The sequence below is a fragment of the Trueperaceae bacterium genome, from assembly GCA_036381595.1.
GTDB lineage: Bacteria > Deinococcota > Deinococci > Deinococcales > Trueperaceae > DASVCN01.
On sequence record DASVCN010000041.1, the window covers coordinates 77,561 to 96,710 of the forward strand.

The window sequence follows — 19,150 nt, forward strand, 5'->3', positions numbered from 1 at the left end:
TCAGACGCGTGGGCGCAAAGCCCGCCACATCGCCTGCCTGGGTGGGAAGCCGCTGGGCAGCAGAGCCCTGTCGGCGGTGCGAACCTCTTCGAAGGTGACGAAGGCGTTGGGGTTGGTTTCCTGGATTATCTCGAGCAGCTTGCGCGAGCGCTTCTTCGGTATGACGCTGAAGGCTATGCTCACGTCGCCGTCCCTACCGGCGGCGTTCATGGCGGTGACGGTGCAGCCGGCATCCCGCAGGGCGGTGATGACCTCCCGCTGGCCAGCCGGTATCACCACCCGCATCAGGGTCTTGCCCAGTGCGAGCCAGTCGTTGATGATGCAGCCCACCAGAGTTCCGGTCGCGTAACCGGCAGCGAAGCCGAGGATGTTGTACGGGTTGTCGAGCTCGGTGATCACTCGCGCGGTTGCCGACAGCCAGATGAGCGACTCGACGAAACTGAGCGCCACCGCAGGACCGCGGAAACCGCGGACCAGGACGTTCACCCGGAGCGTGCCGATGCTGACGTCGGCGATCCGGAGGATGAAGATAAGGAGTGCGTTCAGTACTAGGTTCGTGACCATGGGGGCCCCTTAGCGGAGGAAAACTTACCTCCGGGATTCTATACGCCATATCCGGCAGCGATACCACTCCAGGCCACGTGAAAAAGCCCGCACCTCAAAGGCGCGGGCCGGACTGGTCCTGCTTCGCGGGCAGCCTACTCCTCCCGGATCGCCGCTTTCGCCTGAGCGACGACCTCCTCGGGTATCTCCGTGAGCCGATGCTCCCGCTCAGCATGCTCGGCCACCAGCTTCAACAGCTCCTCCTCGCTGTTCGCCTTGGCTACGTAGCCGCAATCGAAACCGACGTCCTTGCAGTAGAGCAACTTCACCGCGCCCTCCTTTCCGGCCCTTCGGCCTCTTCCGCCAGTCGAGTATGACGAGTTGACGCCCGGGCGGGCGGCTGCGTCCGGCCGGCTGAATCGATCACTGTCTTAGCCCTGGCGGCCGTCCGGCTCGCGCGGCTGGCACGCTGTTCCCTTAGATCCGCGTGTTGGGATCGTCACTACCGGTGGTGGTAATGTCAGACGGTGTGCGGACTCTGTCACCACCGCTCTCGGCGTCCCCCTGACCTCGGATTCACTCCGGTGCGCTTCCGGGCGCGCTGGCGCGCCGCGTCCAACTGGGCTATCCGGGTACCGGGGATCTGGTACACCACCCGGATGTCCTGAAGAAGCGGCCGCGTCAGCCGTCCGCCGTCGCTGTCCAGCCGGCGACTCACCTCGTTCGAGATCTCCCGCCACGATCCACCGCGCTTCCCGTAGAGCCGTACTCCCGGTTCGTCAAGCAGCCCCATGCCGGCCAGCCGCCCCGCATCCCTCCACCAGAAGCTGAGCGCGTCCTTGTAGCGCACGCGGCCATTCCGGCTGCATGCCGCCAGGTGCCCGGTGTCCTCGAGCGCTCGCAGCAGCGGCTTGCCACCGGCTCCGGTCGTGGGCAGAGAAGCCCAGCGGCGCAGGAAGGCGACGTGCCAGGCGAGCCAGAACGCCGGACCGCGAAGAGAGAGGACCTCGACCGGAACGTGCTCTATCGCATTCAGCCGGCTGCCGATCCCATGCGCCTCCAGGAGTTCATCGCTTACGGCGAATTCGAACCCCTCGACGCCCGATCGCCGAAGGGCGGCGGAGGCTTCCTCCTCATCGCACAGCAGGGAGTTCCAGAGGAGTCGAGAAGCTTCGGCGGGGAACGGCTCGCCACGCCCTGACAGCGGCCGCACCCTCTCCAGCAGCGGCTCGAACACGACGCGCGGTTGCCTCTCTCCGGCGATAGAAAGCTGCATGGCAACGACCCTGCTGGGAAGATCGACCAGCATGTGCCGGGTCAGCTGGGAGGCGTAGCGCCAGTAGTAGGTGCTGTTGGTGAACCTGCCCAACTCGAACCCCAGCATCCCCAGCAGGTCGCGGAGCCGGACCCGGTTCGGTGACGGATCGCCATGCGCCTTCGCCTGGGCAGCCAGGGCGAACAGGGCGACGAACAGTTTGGCCTTGAGCTCGCTGCCCAGCTGATCCGCGTGAACCTCCGGCTCGCCCTTCGGCTGCTGGGGGTGGGCGGCTTCGAACCCGACGGTGACCTGGTCGACGCGCTTCGCCCTGCCGGCCGAGCCCACCCACAACTCGTCGTAGCCGTACCTGTCGCGGCCAGGCGTCTGGAGACCCGCGAGATAACGGGCGCAGCTGAGGGTGACGTGGTCGACGCTCAGGAACAGTCGCTCGGGCCTGTCCATCCACGGGAAGGCAGACCTCGGCCGTGCGGACCGGCCGGCCAGCTCCACGGCTTTCGCCAGCAGGTCGTCGCCAAGTGCATGCCAAAGCGCCTCTGCCATCCGTATCGCCGCACTCTCGAAGGCGAGAGGCGCCAGGACCGCATGGGCATGTGCCCGCTCGAGCAACTCACCGAGCCGCCGGTGCTCGAGCTCGTCGACACCCACCAGTGGCAGCAGCTGGGCCAGCAACTCCTCCGCGTACGCTCCCGCGAAAGCGGGCGCCGATCCATCGGCGGGCGGTTCGAAGAGCGGTCCACAGGCCCTTCCCACGAGCGGTCCGAAGTCCACCGTCTCTGACGCCGGGTCGGGAAGGGAGGGAGTGAGGTGGCTTCGGACTAGGATGGTCGTAAGAAGGGCCCGCGCTCGCTCCTGCTGCTCGGCCGGTACGAGGGCACGAGCCAACTCGCCGCGGGACCGTGGCGGCAAACCGGCCCACACCTTGCGGGCGGCAACGAGATCCTTCGGCGACGAACTCACCAGAACTCCTCTGTTCGATCGTGGTTAGCTGCTCGTTGCCAGAGTATAGGGGCCTGGCCATGCTGGTCGCATGAGCCACAAGAGCGAGTAGCCGGATAGGACGGCAGGGCGGCGCAATTCGCGGAAGGGGCGCCCGTCTGCCCGTTGCCGACGCCGACGAGTCGGCCGCGCGCTGGAGGTGAGGGCAAGCGGGCGTTATCGTCTGAGTTGCGGTCGCTCGCGCCACTAGGAGGGACCGCAGGCAGCGGGTCGAGGAGAGTAGATGAGCGAGTCGCTAGACGTCGAAACCCTGCAGCGTTGGCTCCGCGAGGGCAAGCCGGTGACGGTCCTGGACATCCGGCCAAGCGACCAGTATCAGGAGTGGAGCATTCCGGGCAGCCTCCACGTCGACGCCTACCATCAGCTGAAAGCGGGCGACGCGGAGATACTGAAGGGGTTCGAGCTGCCCGCCGACCGCCCAGTGGTGACCGTTTGCGTTGCAGGCAACACCAGCCGGATCGCGGCCCGCCAACTGGAACGACGTGGACTGCGAGCCCTGTCCCTGGAAGGCGGCATGCGGGCCTGGAGTTTCGCCTGGAACGAAGCGCGGCTTGCCCTGGCGAACGGAGTCGACGTAGTGCAGGTGCGGCGTGCCGGCAAGGGATGCCTCTCCTATCTGGTGGCCTCGGGCGGCCAGGCGCTGGTCATCGACCCCTCGCTCGAAGAGCGGGTGTATCACGAGCTCGCCAGCCAACATGGCGCCGAGATCGTTGGCGTTCTGGACACTCACCTGCACGCCGATCACCTGTCGCGTGCCCACGCCCTGGCCCAGAGCCTCGGTGTGCCGCGGTACCTGCCGGCCCAGGAGCGGGTCGACTGTCCCTTCACGCCATTGCGGGAGGGCGACATCGTTTCCTTCGGTGCCAGCAGGCTCGAGGTGCTGTTCACCCCCGGTCACACGTGGGAGAGCAGCGCTTACCTGGTGGAAGGCGCTCTCTTCAGTGGAGATACTCTGTTCGTCGACAGCGTGGGCCGACCCGACCTCGAAGCGGACCGGGCCGAAGCGCGGGCCCGAGCCGTGGCGCTCTACGACTCACTGCAACGTCTGCTGACGCTTCCTGGCGACACACTGGTACTGCCGGGGCACGCCGATGCGCCGCCCGACTTCAGCGGTACTCCCTGGGCGGCAAGCATCTCGGAGGTCAGGGCTGGAGTCGAGATCCTGGAGTTGGAGCGGGCCGACTTCGTGGAGTACCTGACCGACCATGCGCCGGCTGCCCCCGCCAACCACTCGCTGATCGTGAAGTTGAACGAGGCGTGCGAGTTGCCCGGGACCGTGGGAGACCTGGAGGCCGGGGCCAACCGCTGCGCGATCCACTGAGGAGCATGGTCGGGTCCGGGCTGGAGGGCCGAGCGTCCTCGCCCGCTCCTTCACGCCGCCTTGTTGACGTTGTCAGGAACGGTTGCGGCAGGTCCGAGCGTGAAGAAGAACGTCGCCCCCTTGCCCACCGCCCCCTCGGCCCAAACGGTGCCGCCGTGTCGCTTCACTATCCGCTCGACCGTCGCCAGCCCCACTCCCCGCCCCTCGAACTCACCGGGACTGTGCAGCCTCTGGAAGGGAACGAACAGCTTTTCCGAGTACTCCGGGTCGAAGCCCGCTCCGTTGTCGCTGACGAAGTAGGCAGCGCCTTCCGGTCCCGAGTTCCTGCCAACTCGGATGGCCGCCGGGCTCACTCCCATGCTGAACTTCCAGGCGTTCTCCAGCAGGTGAGCGATGAGGGTGCGGAGGAGAACGGGGTCGCCCCGCACGACGAGACCGGGAGAGATATCGAAGACGACCAGCCGCTCGGGTTCCCGCGCCTTCAGCTCCTTCGCTGCCTCGGCGGCGATGGCCGAGAGGTCGACGACCTCTGAACTCATCTCTCCTCGAACGAGTTGCGAGAGGGTGAGCAGCGCGTCGATCAACTCGCCCATGTGCCAGGTGTTGGTCTGCACCCGCCGCAGGTAGCGGACTGCCGACTCGTCGAGCCGGTCCGCGTACTCGTCCAGAAGAAGCTGGCTGTAGCCGGCTATGCCTCTGAGCGGTGTCCTGAGGTCGTGCGCGATGCTGTTGCTGAACGACTCCAGTTCACGGTTGAGGTGGAGCAACTCGGAGGTCCGCTCCTCCACCCGGGCCTCCAGATCCTGATTCAGTTCGGACAGCGCCCTCTGGCTCTCGGCCAGGTCGGCCGCCAGAGCCCGTTTGGCGCGGTACTCGCGCATGAGGATAGAGGCCGTCATGAAGAAGACGAGACGAGTGAACGAGTTCCAGATAGGGGCCCAGGTCGTACTGTAGGCGCTCGTCGCTACTTCGCTCACGTACCAGGTAGCGGCCGCGAGGATGGCGACCAGCGGTCCAGCCGTCCTGTTGCCGAACCAGGCCGCCCAGGCGACCGGCACCAGATAGAAGAGGGCGGCCCCGAACTCGCTCAGCGTGACGCTGTCCACGTAGCCGATCAGGAGCACGACTACCACGCTGGCGAGAACTAGCAGACCCCTGAAGATGCCTGTCGGGCCCTTGACCACTACCCCTCCATAAGGCGCAGATGCGCCGCCACCAGTGTTATTCGCCCACATGAGAGGTGGTGTATCGCACGATAACGCCGGCCACGGCCACTCTCGCCCTCCATTCGGCAGAGGTTCGCGCGGAGCGTTCGAGCGTCGCTCCGATCGACAGCAAGAGCACCGGGGAGCCAGCAGTATGTGCAGACTGCGCTAGGGTAGGTGAACTTCGCGGAGGTGTGCAATGCCGCTACTGATGTGTCCGAACGACAACAGCCCGATGCAGGAGATCAACCGGAACGGGGTGTTGATCGACGTTTGCCCGCAGTGCCGCGGCGTCTGGATGGATCGCGGTGAGCTGGAGAAGCTGCTGAGCCTGGTGAGCGGATCGGGCGATCGCGACAGCGCGGAGCCCCGGCGCCAGGAACGGGACTACGACCGGGACCGGGACCGGGACCGGGACCGGGACGACGACTACCGCCGCAAGAAGCGCAAGAAGCGCTTCGAACTGTTCGATTTCTTCGATTGAGAGCTGCCGGCTGGACCGAAGGCTGCGGGCCTTCTCGATCGTCTCGCGCGACTCCTCGCCAGCGTAAGGCGAACTCCATCGCGGCGCCGACTCGTAGGGGCCCTACTGCACCGCATCCGGCGACGGGATCGGCCGGTCCGGCCTTGCCAACGGTTCTTCGCTCTCCGCACGATCGGGCAGGGTGAAGTAGAAGGTCGCGCCCTCGCCGGGCACTGATCGCGCCCAGACATCGCCGCCGTGCCGCTCGACGATACGTCGGACGTTCGCAAGGCCGATCCCGGTGCCCTCGAACTCGTCGGGAGAGTGGAGCCGCTGGAACGGGCGGAACAGCTGGTCGGCGTAGTTCATGTCAAAACCTATGCCGTTGTCCCGCACGTAGAAGGCGGAGTGCTCGTCACTCCAGCCCAGCTCGATCACCGCGGGATCTCGGCCCCGGGTGAACTTCAGGCCGTTTCCGATGAGGTTCTCGAGGATCGCCCGCACGAGCCGGCGACTGCCCCTGGCGGTGAGCCCCTCCTCTGCTTCGAAGTCGACCGTTCGTCCCTGCTCCTGAGAGCGCAGGGACTCGAAGACTTCCCGGGCGGTAGCCGTCAGGTCGATCCGGTCGTCGCTGATCTGCATCCTGTTCAGGTGCGAGAACTCGAGCAGGTCCTCGATGATCTCGCCCATCCGCTGCGCCGCCCCGCCGATCCGCTCCAGGTAGCCCAGGCTCTCTTCGCTCAACTCGTGCCGGCCGTCCTCCATCAGCGCCCTGCTGAAGCCATCGATGCTCCTCAGGGGTGCCCGCAGGTCGTGAGACACCGAGTAACTGAACGATTCCAGCTCTTCGTTGAGCGACTCCAGTTCCGCCGTGCGGATCGTGACCTTCTCCTCGAGCGACTCGTTGAGCCTCCGCGTCTGTTCGTAGAGTCGAGCTGTTTCGCTTCTGGCCAGGGCCTCCTCTGACAGGGCGTTTCGCAACGCTATGCCGAACCGATCGAAGAACAGGCTGAGCAGGATGAGTACGAGCGTGAAGAGCAGCAGGGCCCCAGTACTAGCGACGGTCTGGCCGCCCGAGGTCACCAGCTCGAGCGTATGAACGCCGACCGTGACCACCAGGACGATCCCGACCGTCGAGTAGACGATCCTGCGCCTCAACAGCAGTCCGGAGATCAGCACCGGGACGAGGAACATCAGCAAACTGACTTCCTGGCCGAACAGTCCGGCTCTGATGAACTCCCACGAGTCGCCCACGAGGAAAGCTGTCGTGGCCAGCAAACCGGCTCCGAACAATCGGCCCCGTTGCAGGACGACCAGAGCCGCGAGACCGCCGATGGCCGCAACCAGACTGGGTCCCAGAATCCGCAGATTCAGGATCTCGGGACCCGCTAGGACGAGGGCCAGGACGATGTTAGTGGCGAGAAGGATGAGCACGCCGATGAGGAATGTTCGCAGCAGGGATCGTTGACGACCGTTCACCCGTTCCTGGGCGAACCCATCTCCGGGGTACGCCGAAGGGTCTCCGTTCCTGCCCGTATGACCACCCCTGCTCATTACTCGGCACAAAATAGCATCACTTGGCCGGCTGGTCGCTCCGATTCGGACATGCGAGTGATGAAGGCGCTGTGGGAGCAACGACGAAGGGCAAGACGGGCGGCCCCTAAGAGTCGAGTGCCGTTGGCGCTGTCACGACACAACCGGCCCTGCTCGTCCCTATGCAACTGGGCTCGTCGCCCTCATCGCGAAGAGGCGCCGAAATCGAAGTGGCGAACCTCTACGACGCGCCCGACGATCTCGGCGACATCTTCGGCGTCGATATGGAGCGGCGTCCCGTCGCTGGCACGAGGGTTGGAACTCACCAACTGGCGTCCGAACATGTCGTCCCGCAGCAGCTTGCAGACGTATCCCTCGGGGTCGAGACGTGCGACTACGACAGAGCCGTGGTGCCCCTTATCCTTGCGATTCACCACCACCAGGTCTCCGTCGAATATCGGCTTCGGCCCCATAGCCATCGAGTCGCCACGCACTCGAAAAGCGAGCAGCTCCTTGCTTCGGGACGAGTACCCATCTATCCAGACTTCCTCCTCGTGAATCGCATCGTCTTGCCTTGGCCCCGCTCCAACCCAGCCTGCAACACGAACCGGCAGCCGCAACACCTTGTGCGGGATCACCTGCTGGGCACCCCTTGCGGTCGGCTCGAGCTCGTACACCAACTCGTGAAGAGGTACCTCCAGCGCGTCGGCCAGCTTCGCGAGAGTCTCCAACGAGGGCTTGACGAGCTTTCCGTGGCGCGAGACCCGTCCCTGCACCAGCCCGTAGACGGTAGTGGCGCCGATGCCCGAATACTCGGCGAACTGCTCGAGCTTCGTCATGCCGAGTTGCTTCATGCGTCGCTCGATCCGCCGATTGAACCAACCACTGAACTCAGGCTCCGGCGCCGGCTTAGCAGCTGTCGGCATTAGTTTAGCCTCCCTGACGGTATCGCACCTGCGACCTTATGCTACTCCAACGTTGGAGTAAAGATACTTCGGCCGAGTCCCACAGGAGGGCGTTGCATGAGCGATGACGAGTTCGCGGAAGCCGTTGACGCCCTGCTCTGGATCGGCCCGTCGGGAGAGTCACGGGACAACAGAGCCAATCTCCTGGCGATCGGCTGGACGATCGAGGAGCGCAAGAGGGGGCTGGAGTTGATCGGGGCACTTCTTCGGTCGATCTTGCCGATCCGCCTTTGGCGGGACCACCGGGAGCTCGCCGTGCCGCTCCTCGAGGCCCTCCTGTTCCTTCAGGAGCAGGGCGCGTCCTCCGATTACTCGGCAGGTCGAGCGGAGGAGGGATGAACAGGAGTGGACCAACCAGTGAGGGGTACGGCCGCGATCCACTGCTTGCCGCCATCTCACGCCCTCCTCGCGCGCCTTCCTCTCGAACCGCGCGCTCCTGACCTGATTTCTCGCGAGGGCTAGAACCGATGCCGGACCGGCTCGTCTGCGATGCGGCTGCGATGGCGCTGGCGATGGCGATGGCGATTGAAACGATACTATGGTATCGTGTTGGCGGCCTCGGGCAGGATTGGCGCCCTGACCGCAAACGACCCCAGGCGGTCCGACCGGCCGTTCTCGATCGGCCGGATGGGTCTCGAACACGCTTCGGAGGCCAAGCGTGGTTGGCGGCCCAGTGACGCAACCGCGAAGGTCAGGGCGCTACTTGTCAACTGCCCGCTTGGGGGCCCGGGGTGTCTTCGCCCCACCCTCGAGCTCCCCGATCTCGGATTGAGTAGGTTCGCCGAGGATCGCTCCAGGATCCTCGCCAAGCGTCCTGGCGATCCGTCTCATCGTGAGCACGTACGGATTGAACTCCCTGGAAGTGTCTTCGCCCTCGTAACGTTGGTAGGCACGCAGCGAAATCCCAAGGCGTTCGGCCACGTCCTCCTGCCGCAAGCTCCTCGCGAGACGCGCCAGTTTTATCCGACGCCGAACTACAGCGAGGTAGACCTCATCCGTCACTACCCCATCATCGAAGCGTCATTCCAGAACCGGAACGATACTATGGCATCGTCTTAGCGAGTCCCACCCTTCGTGAGGTGAAGGTCATGCGGCCGCGCCCCTCGAGCTAGTTCGCGTTCCCAACGCGCCGTTACTCAACTGCACAAGTGCCCAACACGGGCAGCTTCGGTTCCACGCATCCCCAGGCCGGGACCGCCCCTCGTGATGGCGAGGCCATCGGGTAGAGCGCCCGTTGGTTCGGATCGATTCTACTTCGGACACAGGCTCGCCGACGCTCCGAGCCCTACTCTCATCTCAACCTCGGATCGTCGCAAGAATGGGCGAAGAGAGCTGAGGCGTGCCGTGGCGCGATGAGTTCTCTCATCTGATTAGCCTAGATTCTGGAGTGAGACAGCGGGGCGCCAAGGCGGTGGCCGCCAGGGCGAAGGGGTGGGGATGAACCGGTACCGGTGCAGCGATCGCTCAGCGAGTCGTCAGTGTGGCGGTCGCTTGAAGTGCCCCTGAAACTGCAGTCCTGGCGGGGTCGGGCATCGGGATCTGCCCAGTATCGACGTTACTTGTTGTCTGGCCTTCTGCTCCTGGTGGGACTGCTAGCGGCACTGGTCCTGCGGCGTCTCTTCGAGGACGACATGCCCGCGAAACGACTGCTGGACGGGGCCGCTTCGGCGTGGCTCGCGTCGGGAATCGTAGCTCTCACCTTCGCGCTCTTCGCGTTCACGCGGATGGCTCCGGACATGGTTGCGCTGCTCGGGATGACTCTCCTGCTGCTCTGCGGCGTTCTCACCCCGGAACAGGCGTTCATCGGCTTCGCGAACGAGGGCGTCATCACCATCGGAGCGCTCTACGTGGTCGTGGCCGGTTTGCGGGAGACCGGGGCGGTGGGCTGGATCGGCCGGCGACTGCTTGGAAGGCCGAGTGGCCTCCGCGCCGCCCAGATCCGACTCATGGCCCCGGTTGCCTTTCTCAGCGCCTTCCTCAACAACACTCCGCTGGTGGCGATGATGCTGCCCGCGGTAAGCGACTGGGCCAAGCGCTTCGAGTTGCCGCCGTCCAAGCTGATGATCCCTCTCTCCTACGCGGCGGTTCTGGGTGGCGCCTGCACGCTCATAGGCACGAGTACCAACCTCGTGGTAGCCGGGCTCTTGCACTCCTATGCCGATGTGCGCCTCGGGCTCTTCGAGATCACCAGACTGGGCGTGCCTTGTGCCATCCTGGGAATCGGCTACGTGTTACTGGTGAGCCGCTGGCTGTTGCCCGACCGACGACCACCCATCTCTGCCCAACTCGATGAGCGCGCCTACCAGGTGGAGATGGTCGTGTCGGACAAGGGCCCGCTGGTGGGCAAGAGCATCGAGTCGGCCGGGCTTCGCCACTTGCCGGGTCTCTATCTGGCTCACGTGGAGCGGAACGGGAAGGTTCTGTCGGCCGTTGCTCCCGACCAGTTGCTTGAAGCCAGGGACCTCCTGGGTTTCGTGGGCGCCCTGGAGTCGGTCGTCGACCTGAACAGGGTCGAGGGACTAACCCCGGCTCCCGGCCAACTCGAGAAGCTGGACACCCCGCGGGAGAGACGGAGCCTGTTCGAAGTCGTGATTTCCAACAGCTCGCCACTCCTCGGCAGGAGCATAAGGGGGGGCCGCTTCCGCAACAGATACGGGGCGGTGGTCATAGCCGTAGCCAGAGGTGGGACGCGACTGGGCGGCAAGCTCGGAGACATCGTGCTGCGCTCCGGCGACACCCTGCTGCTAGAAGCCCCCGCAACGTTCTGGGAGGAGAACAGGAACAGCCGTGACTTCTTCCTGGTGAGCGCGGTCCCCGATTCCCAGCCCCACCGGCACGACAGGGCCTGGATCTCCCTCACCATCCTGGCGGCCATGGCCGCGACAGCTTCTCTGAGCCTCCTGACCATGCTCGAGGCATCTCTCCTGGCCGGCCTTGCAATGATCGCGACGCGCTGCGTGGGCCGTTCGAACGCTGGCCGAACGATCGACGGGCAGGTGCTGCTCGTCATCGCCGCGTCGTTCGCCCTCGGTCAAGCCCTGGACGTGACCGGGGTGGCAGCGTCGATCGCGCATTGGACCCTCGGCCTCGTGGGAGACAGCGCACCGCTCGTGCTCTTCGCCGCCTATCTGGTTACGGCGCTGTTCACGGAACTGATCAGCAACAGCGGTGCCGCCGTGCTGATGTTCCCGATCGCCGTCGCCCTGGCCGACGGCATGGGAGCAAGCATCCTGCCTTTCGCGATGACTATCATGATGGCGGCGTCGTTCGGCTTCGCCTCGCCGATCGGCTATCAGACGCATCTGATGGTGTACGGACCAGGCGGTTACCGCTTCGCCGACTTCGTTCGGATCGGGCTGCCGCTCGACCTCCTGATGGCGTTCCTCGTGGCGGCACTCGCTCCCGTTTTCTGGCCGCTCTGAGAGTGCGCTCCAAGCGGCCGCAGTCGAGCGGGCGATCCAGCCGCCGGTCGAAGTCGCCGGTCGAGGTCGCCGCTGGTCCCGACAGCGAGGTGTAGTCGCCGGGACGAACCTTGACAGTCGGCGATGCTGGGAATATTGTTATTTTTCACACACTTCGGGTAGGGGCCAGCGCAAGGAGCTTGCCATGCCGCGCCCGTGCCACTCCTTCCCGTTGCTACTCGTTTGCGCGCTACCGCTGCTCGCCGCCTGCACTTCTACGTCTTCGCCGGCGGCGGCCTGCGGGCCCGGCCCTGGAAACACCCTCTACGTGAATAGCGAGGCTCACGTGAGCGGCGACGGCAGCTCTATGGACCATGCCTTCCGGTCGATATCCGAAGCCGTCTCGGCTGCCTCCTCCGGAGACCGACTCTGCATCGACACAGGTACATATCAGGAAGGGGCGCCGATAAACCTCGGCAAAGACGTTCATCTGGTCGGGGTCGCGGACGAACCGCCTGTTCTGACGGGCGCCGATCTCTATACGGTGGTCACGGTAGCGGCGGATGCCGAGGTGACTCTCGAGAACCTGGTGATTTCGGACGGCGCGGGCACGAACGGTGGCGGGATATACACCGAGGGCTCACTCACGCTGATCAACACCACGGTAGCGCATAACTCGGCACTATATGGAGCCGGCATCTTCGTTGGCGGAGGGACACTCGTGCTCGCTTCCGGAGCCAAGGTGAGCGACAACGAGGCTACTGGCAATGATGGGGGATGGGGAGGCGGAGTATTTGTCGATCTAGGCAGGATCTCGATGAAAGCGGGATCGTTGGTGCGTGACAACGACGCCAACAAGAGTGGTGGCGGCGTCTACGTATTCCGAGATGGAACAGCATCCTTCGAAAGCGGTGCCGTCATCGAGGAGAACAGGGCAATGGTTAACGGCGGCGGATTTTTCAACTACGGCGCTGCGGACATCCGATCACAGTCAACGATAGTTCGAAACATAGCCATGCAGAACGGTGGAGGAGTCTGGCACGGCGGAACGTCGTTGACGCTGGATGGGGAGGTGCTCGTTGCCGACAACATGGCGGCCCTCGGTGGAGGCGTGTACGTCGTGACCGGTTCGGCCATAAGCGGCCCAGACAGCGGCGTTGCCGGCAACAGCCCCGACGACGTTTTCAACCAGCCATAGCCTGGAAATTGCGGATCGCGACATCCTGGTCGAGGAGGTGCATAGCTCTGCACTCACGCACCGGCTCCCGGATGAGGACAGTGGACGAGCTCAGGGCTCGGGGAGGCCCTCGAGGTCTTCAGGGCCGGTCCTCGTGCCTAGCTTCGCCACTCAGACTCTTTCCTCCGGCACTGTTGCCGACACCTTTCGTGAGATTGCTGTTCCGCTCGGTATGAAAGTCGAAGTGGCGGTAGGTGGCTGGTGGGCCCTGCTGGACTTGAACCAGCGACCAATCGATTATGAGTCGGTCCGGGCGGCAATCCGGCACTTTTCCTGAGTTCAATCGAAGTCGCTTCTGTTCGTCCTAGAGTGGCTTGGTCGGCTCGAGCCAGTTCAGCTTTCTCGAAAGAGGTCCGTCGAGTTCCGACTCGATTGCAATATGAATTGCACAACGCTCTTGCCATGACCACCCAGCCTTGAGTTGGGGAGAAGCGGGAGATGAATCTGCTCCCTATAACCCATGATGGCGTCGCTAGTCGGCAACCGAGCGAAGTTAGAACGTCATTCCAGTTTCTCCAACCAGAGCAGGACAAGGGCCAGAAGGCAACTGCTTCACACTCCACTTCACAGTTGTAGAAAATGATGTACTATCAATAGAACCACGCGACTTTGCACTTCGCCCAGCCCCGTCAAGCGTGGATGGAGGATAGAAACCTCTTGATGGACAATCCGTTGAAGGCGCCTGTGCCGGAGGACATACCTCTCAAGTTCGCCCCCTTAATTCGTGTACTGGCACAAGTACGCTTCCCTCTCATTGCTTCAATTCAAAAGCGAGAGTACATTGCTGCGTTTCAAGAAGCCATTCGTAAGGACTACCCGACTTTACGCCAAGAACGTACTCAAGAGCTAACTCTTGGGCCGCAAGGAGTCGTGAGCACAGAATCCTCAACGATCTGGCGCTTTACGGACCGTACAGGGAACTGGAGGGTGTCTGTTGCACCGAGCTTTTGCGCGATAGAATCAACTAAGTACAGTAGTCGGAAAGATTTCATTTCGCGGCTAGAGGTAGTCCTTCAAGCCGTTGAACAACATATCAATCCCCAGCTCGTTGACCGTATCGGACTGAGGTACGTAGACCAGTTGACCGACTTAAAACCGGCGGATATTCAAAGCCTCGTTCGGCCTGAAATTGCGGGGATACTGACAACCCCGGTTGCCGAAAGCGCACAGCTCTACACAAACGAACTTAGAATGGAAATACCAGGAGGTCAGGCGCAGATGATGGCTCGGTGGGCGCTAGTTCCGCCCGGAAGCTCAATCGATCCCGGCTCGGTTCCGCCCGCGCCGTCCATTAGCTGGGTGCTAGATCTCGATGTGTTCGAAGAGTCTCAAGAGCCCTTCGATGTGCCGGAACTAACCACAAGGGCTGAAGCATTTGCTGAAAGGATTTATACCTTCTTTCGCTGGGTGGTCACGGACGAGTTTATTGAGCGATACGGGGGAGGCCAATGAACGTTCAAACTTCTGACCAGATCCCAAAACCAAACTGGCGGACAGGTACATCCGTAGAAGCAGCGAACTGGAGTCCTGAACCTGAGGAAAAGGGCGCTCTTATGGCCCAGCTTCTGACTCCCGTGCAGGACTCGACGGGCGCACGGATCTTCCTGCTTAGCGACTCCCTGATAGCTGTCATTCGCTCGTCTGTTGGAACAGGCTCAGCAGGGTACGGGGATGTAAGGCATTTCGAGAACTACTTGCCTTCGGCCACCTTGAGGTCGCCCGTTCATACGCCACCCACTAGTTCGACTCCAAGCGAGGACCTTTTTGAACTAAGGCGCTTGAGTGGCCTAACGTGGGAGCAGATTGCACAACTTTTCGGTGTAAATCGCAGAAGCGTTCATTTTTGGGCTTCTGGAAAAGAGCTGAGCATCACCAATGAGGAGCGTCTTTACCGTCTCTTGGATACAATTCGGCGATGCTACTGTGGCAGCGGACAAGCTACACGGGCGTCTCTGCTCCGGCCAGGCCCGCAGGGCAGCAGCCCGTTTGACCTTCTTGCTGAGGGGCGGTTGCAGGAAGCTCTAGAAATCTTAGGAACGCCCGGAGTTCGCGCGAGATCTCATGAAGTCTCCTTGAGCACCACTGCTCGTGCATCCCGTCGCCCACCACCACCCGATTCACTTGTTGACGCGCTGCATGATATCCAGCACGAAACTAGCGGCAGGAGCAAGGCTGCGAAATCTTCACGTCGAGACAGCGGTAGTGGGTCGGGGCGCTGACGACAAGACAACTGTCATCGGGCAAGTCGATGAAGTGGTCAAGTCCTGGAGACAGGGGGACTACGTCCTGGGTTCGGCCTGGACAGTACATCGCTTCAACCCGCAGGCACGCTTGACGAATGCGTCCGCGCAGGTGGAGGAAGATGACGTAGATCTAGTTGAGGAAGAGGTGCGGGGGCTGGTCGTAGTCACTCAGACTTGCGACATAGTGCGTACGTCAAGGGACCGACCGTTTATTGATGTAGTTCCCTTGGTAGAGGTTCCTGAAGAGAATCTCGATGACGTACGGAAAGGTCGGCGACCAGCCTACGCTTTTATTCCGAGTCTTGCCGACCAAAGACTAGTCGCCTACCTTGACAAGACCACGACTCTCGAAAAGGCAGTCCTATTGACTTGGACTCGGTCTGAAGGATGTCGGACCGATACTGAAGCGCGTGATTTCACCCGAGCGCTTGCACGCAAACATCTTCGGTTTGCGTTCCCCGATGACTTCGTTGAGCTAATCGGCAAACTTAGATCAAGACTCATCGAAAAACATGATCGTCAATCAGATGAGGGTCGCGCACTCCGAGCACTGCGAGAGATAAGGGTTCTTGCCTCCCCTGACTGGAGCGCCTCAGAAATAAGCCTCTCACTGTACTTCATAAGAGATGGCGATCAGTCTAGCTTTGAGGGCGAGGAGTGGGTTAGCTACGTGGAACGCTGGCTCAGTAGGATTGAGAGGAAAGGCAGGTTCAATGACATAAGTGGAATCGCTGCGACGCTGTCGGACATGAGCGCTGAAGAGTATGTCTACAGTGATCAATTGGACCTGGATCACCTGTCCAGTGCCGACGAGGAATAGCGAGCGTGGGCGGTCTCGCTCGCGCTTGCCCTTATAGTCACGAAGCCTCTATCGTCTCATGCTGGGAAATGTGGTGGCGCCGTTGCGCCACCGCATTGAATAAGCAAAGTAACGACTCTATCGCCCCTCTTTGATCGTCTCCCTCGTAAACTCGGTAGAGAAGTCCGGGTCAGCTTGTTCCAAGAGATCCCATATGGCGACAGGGTCCATGTCGCACAGGAACAGCAGGATCAGCGAAACGAGCTTAGTTCCTCTTAAGTCCATTTCATAGTTGAGGGACGAGACGTCACACAAGTGATGACCCCGAGGACCGAGCAGGCTTCGAAGGAACCTAATCATCGCTCGGCCACTGTCGGTGATCCGCTTTGCGCTTCCCGCCGTTTGACTCAAGTACGCTGACAACTCCGTGTAGATCTGGTCACACCGCTCTTGTTTGTCCATGACTAGAACCTGCAAGACGTCCCGACCTATCCGCGGAGATTCGTCTTTTAATCCCGCGCCCTTTAACACACCTGCCATTGCATACGAATGGAAGTTATCGTCTGTGAGTATGGGGCTCTTCTCAGTCACTAGCTGCTCCTTGCTGGCGTGCATTGCCGCCCTTTATGAACCGGTCTACCGCCTCCTCAAGTTGCCTCTTGAGCGGCGCCAACTCCTCCTCCCGATCCAAGGAAAGCGACGGCAAACGCTGTTCTTGACCGAATAACATTCCTTCTACAACCGCCGCCACTTCTGTCTGCATGCTGGGCAGGACGTGCGAGTACGTGTCGAGCGTCAGTTGCACCGAAGCATGCCCGAGTCGCTCTGAAACAACCTTCGGATGCACGTTTTGAAGGAGGAGATGGGTCGCATGGGTGTGGCGCAAGGAGTACGGCTTGAGCTCGCTGCGCTTCGACTCGTCGATCGCCTCCACTGACCTGAGGATGGGCTTGAAGAGCCGGTGGTAGACCGTCGACGGATGAAGTGGTTCTCCGGAGGCGTTGGGGAACACGAGATCGCCGGCACGGTCGCCTCTCGCTTCCCGCTCGTGCTCAAGCAGGCGTGCGATGGTAGGGCTGAGCGTGATCTGCCGCTCCCCGCGGCGTGTCTTGGGCTTGTCGAACCGATATCCTCCGCGAAAGCGCACGAGAGTTCGTTGCACCTTCAGAGACGGCCGCGTGCTGTCAATGTCGCCCCATCGGAGGGCGAAAGCTTCTGAAGGCCGCAGCCCAGTCGTCGCGAGCAAGCAGAGCAGAACTGCTCCCTTACGAGCGTGAAGCGCCCCGATCATGAAGTGGATCAGCTCGGCCGGCTCGAACACGCTTACCTCTTCCCGCCGTATCTGCGGAAGTGAGACGTTTCGAGCAGGGTTAGCCTTGATGAGATCCCAGGCAACGGCCTTCTGAAGCGCCTTTGATACCGTGACCATGCAGTAACGAATGCTTGCCGGGCTTAACTTCCGGTCTCGCTCCAGATGGGCAACGAAGCGGTCGAGTTTTGCCGTCGTCAAGGCAGCAAGCTTCAGCTTGCCGAGGAAGGGGATCACGTCCTTCTCGAGCATGTAGGCCTGCCTCTCTTGTGTGCTCTCGCGGACGTCTCGGGCGCTGACATCCTCAATCCACCGTCGGATGAAGGCACCCACGGTCAGGTCAAGCGAAGCAGGATCGAAATTCCGTTCTCGCTTTAGACGCAAGAAGTCAGCAAGCACATTTTCTGCATCCGCGCGACTGCCAATGACCGTCTTCGAGGCATACTTCCGGACTCTACGGCCTGGCTTAGGACCCTCGACCCAGCCCATGAAGACTCTGACAAGGTACTTTTGATTCGGCGCGAGTTCGACAATGGACCCCGGAGCGCGGGCACGCTTGCGCCGACTCACTGCTGTCCCCCCTTCGAAAGGGAGGACAAAGAGGGCCTTCTGCAAGTCGAATCATCGAGCAGGTGGGGTCCCCAGTTCACGCTGCCCGCGCTCCGCCCTGCCCAAGCCAGACATGGATTTCCTTCCTGTGGAACCGAACTTGGCGCCCTACGTTGATGCAGGGCAGAATTCCGGTACGCGCTAGGTCGTATACCCGCGCCTTTCTGACTCTGAGAATCTCGGCAACCTCCTCTGCCGTCAATAGCGGCTCGAGAGAACCATGAGGAGGGGAAGAACTGGCGTCGGATGCTGGTGGGAATGCGTAATGCATATGCACACGCTACGGTGGTGCAAGATACTGCGTCGTAATTTAGCTTACGCCGTCAGGGACGGTGCTTTTCCACCTGCGGGTTTTCACAAACTTAGGTGAATACTGGGCCGAATACTGGTCTGTCTAGGACAGCACTGAGCAGGGCACCTGCTGGTTTTCACGCCTCAGCAGCAATCCCTCAGAGTTAGAAGAGTCACGCCAAGATTTCCAAGCTGTCGCCCTAGTCATGTGCAGCGCTTGCGCTGCCAAGGGTCGCTTGGGCAACAGCGGCGTCGCATTTAGTTCTCCGCGGGTGGCGCCAGCGCTGGTAAAACCTGCTACCCTTCATCCAACATGGCCAGGCAAAGGCGAAAGAAGCGACAGGACGGCGTACTTAACGACGCCGACTTGCGCAAGGCGCGAGCCCAGCAGGAGCTCCGCAAACAGGCTCAGGCGAGACGTGAAGAGTTAACCGCCGAGCTCGAGGAGCTCCTGGCGGTAGCCGATCGCGGCGAGGTGCTGGAAGGCCTCAAGCGTCACCTGGCGGGCAAGTACGAACTGGAAGCCCGGGTTGAAGCGGCCCGCGAGTTTCTCGACCTCGTGAACGTAGAGAGCGACACCAGCGACTCCACGGGTGAGTCTGCAGCGGAGGATGTCGAGCGCTCGCCCGTCACTGACGAGGAGCGCAATAAGTTCATCTCCAAACGCAAACTCACCGTGCGTGGCCGCTCCTACTTCTGGCGAGCTTCGAGACTCAAGACAATTGCGGCGCAGGACGAGCTTGCTCGGGAATGCCTCGAAGAAAACGGCTTTAACCCTGACACGCTCGGGCGCCTCCGCGACCCGAAAGAGCACAAGAGTGCAGCGGCAAAGCCGAAGTCAAAAGCAGACAAGCTCCCCCACCGACACAAAGAGACATCCCAGAGCGTTCGCACCCTCCCCGGTGGGTTGACCGAGCTCGGACGCAATCGGTGAGCGATGGGTGGTGAGCCCCTCA

General features: G+C 62.2%; 17 protein-coding genes. 8 read left to right on the forward strand and 9 right to left on the reverse strand.

What is annotated here, in order from left to right; translation table 11 throughout:
• From VF168_14425 to VF168_14435, 3 genes are all read right to left on the reverse strand, one after another.
• Positions 1–564 (reverse strand): DUF5698 domain-containing protein, encoded by a 564-nt coding sequence (locus VF168_14425; GenBank protein ID HEX7005377.1) that lies wholly within the window; start codon positions 562–564, stop codon positions 1–3.
• A 134-nt stretch (positions 565–698) separates the two neighbouring features.
• The gene (locus tag VF168_14430) at positions 699–872 is read right to left on the reverse strand and encodes a DUF1059 domain-containing protein (protein HEX7005378.1); all 174 of its coding nucleotides are present in this window, start codon (positions 870–872) and stop codon (positions 699–701) included.
• 212 nt (positions 873–1,084) lie between these two features.
• On the reverse strand, positions 1,085–2,779 hold the full coding sequence (locus VF168_14435) for a hypothetical protein (GenBank protein HEX7005379.1): 1,695 nt from the start codon (positions 2,777–2,779) through the stop codon (positions 1,085–1,087).
• 262 nt (positions 2,780–3,041) lie between these two features.
• Between VF168_14435 and VF168_14440 the strand changes: the two genes are divergently transcribed.
• Positions 3,042–4,139, forward strand: coding sequence for an MBL fold metallo-hydrolase (locus VF168_14440; GenBank protein ID HEX7005380.1), 1,098 nt, complete (start codon positions 3,042–3,044; stop codon positions 4,137–4,139).
• Between the two features lie 50 nt (positions 4,140–4,189).
• On the opposite strand, the gene VF168_14445 is transcribed toward VF168_14440, so the two are convergent.
• Positions 4,190–5,323 carry an ATP-binding protein gene (locus VF168_14445; protein ID HEX7005381.1) on the reverse strand — a complete coding sequence of 378 codons (1,134 nt, stop codon included), beginning with the start codon at positions 5,321–5,323 and terminating at the stop codon, positions 4,190–4,192.
• A 220-nt stretch (positions 5,324–5,543) separates the two neighbouring features.
• Between VF168_14445 and VF168_14450 the strand changes: the two genes are divergently transcribed.
• On the forward strand, positions 5,544–5,828 hold the full coding sequence (locus tag VF168_14450) for a zf-TFIIB domain-containing protein (protein ID HEX7005382.1): 285 nt from the start codon (positions 5,544–5,546) through the stop codon (positions 5,826–5,828).
• Between the two features lie 102 nt (positions 5,829–5,930).
• Here the strand turns inward: VF168_14450 and VF168_14455 are convergent, their stop codons facing one another.
• Both VF168_14455 and VF168_14460 read right to left on the reverse strand, forming a co-directional pair.
• Entirely contained in the window at positions 5,931–7,361 is a 1,431-nt protein-coding gene (locus VF168_14455; protein HEX7005383.1) for an ATP-binding protein, read from the reverse strand.
• 182 nt (positions 7,362–7,543) lie between these two features.
• Positions 7,544–8,266 carry a LexA family transcriptional regulator gene (locus VF168_14460; protein HEX7005384.1) on the reverse strand — a complete coding sequence of 241 codons (723 nt, stop codon included), beginning with the start codon at positions 8,264–8,266 and terminating at the stop codon, positions 7,544–7,546.
• Positions 8,267–8,362: 96 nt separating this feature from the next.
• Here VF168_14460 and VF168_14465 point away from each other — a divergent pair, with 96 nt between their 5' ends.
• Positions 8,363–8,644, forward strand: coding sequence for a hypothetical protein (locus VF168_14465; GenBank protein HEX7005385.1), 282 nt, complete (start codon positions 8,363–8,365; stop codon positions 8,642–8,644).
• Between the two features lie 360 nt (positions 8,645–9,004).
• Here the strand turns inward: VF168_14465 and VF168_14470 are convergent, their stop codons facing one another.
• Positions 9,005–9,307: a helix-turn-helix transcriptional regulator gene (locus VF168_14470; GenBank protein ID HEX7005386.1), complete on the reverse strand. Its 303-nt coding sequence runs from the start codon at positions 9,305–9,307 to the stop codon at positions 9,005–9,007.
• Positions 9,308–9,864: 557 nt separating this feature from the next.
• Between VF168_14470 and VF168_14475 the strand changes: the two genes are divergently transcribed.
• The 4 genes from VF168_14475 to VF168_14490 all read left to right on the forward strand — a co-directional run bounded on the left by VF168_14475 (position 9,865) and on the right by VF168_14490 (position 16,006).
• Complete coding sequence (locus VF168_14475) at positions 9,865–11,727, forward strand: SLC13 family permease (protein HEX7005387.1); 1,863 nt, start codon at positions 9,865–9,867, stop codon at positions 11,725–11,727.
• A 325-nt stretch (positions 11,728–12,052) separates the two neighbouring features.
• Positions 12,053–12,904, forward strand: a complete 852-nt coding sequence (locus VF168_14480) for a hypothetical protein (GenBank protein HEX7005388.1) — start codon at positions 12,053–12,055, stop codon at positions 12,902–12,904.
• 699 nt (positions 12,905–13,603) lie between these two features.
• A complete protein-coding gene (locus tag VF168_14485) occupies positions 13,604–14,395 on the forward strand; it encodes a TIGR04255 family protein (GenBank protein ID HEX7005389.1) in 792 nt (263 codons plus the stop codon).
• 636 nt (positions 14,396–15,031) lie between these two features.
• Positions 15,032–16,006 carry a hypothetical protein gene (locus tag VF168_14490; protein HEX7005390.1) on the forward strand — a complete coding sequence of 325 codons (975 nt, stop codon included), beginning with the start codon at positions 15,032–15,034 and terminating at the stop codon, positions 16,004–16,006.
• A 117-nt stretch (positions 16,007–16,123) separates the two neighbouring features.
• On the opposite strand, the gene VF168_14495 is transcribed toward VF168_14490, so the two are convergent.
• On the reverse strand, positions 16,124–16,576 hold the full coding sequence (locus tag VF168_14495; protein HEX7005391.1) for a hypothetical protein: 453 nt from the start codon (positions 16,574–16,576) through the stop codon (positions 16,124–16,126).
• Positions 16,569–17,909: a site-specific integrase gene (locus VF168_14500; GenBank protein HEX7005392.1), complete on the reverse strand. Its 1,341-nt coding sequence runs from the start codon at positions 17,907–17,909 to the stop codon at positions 16,569–16,571. The genes VF168_14495 and VF168_14500 overlap by 8 nt, the downstream gene beginning before the upstream one ends.
• Positions 17,910–18,507: 598 nt before the next feature.
• Between VF168_14500 and VF168_14505 the strand changes: the two genes are divergently transcribed.
• Positions 18,508–19,128 (forward strand): hypothetical protein, encoded by a 621-nt coding sequence (locus tag VF168_14505; protein ID HEX7005393.1) that lies wholly within the window; start codon positions 18,508–18,510, stop codon positions 19,126–19,128.
• The last annotated feature ends 22 nt before the right edge of the window (positions 19,129–19,150 follow it).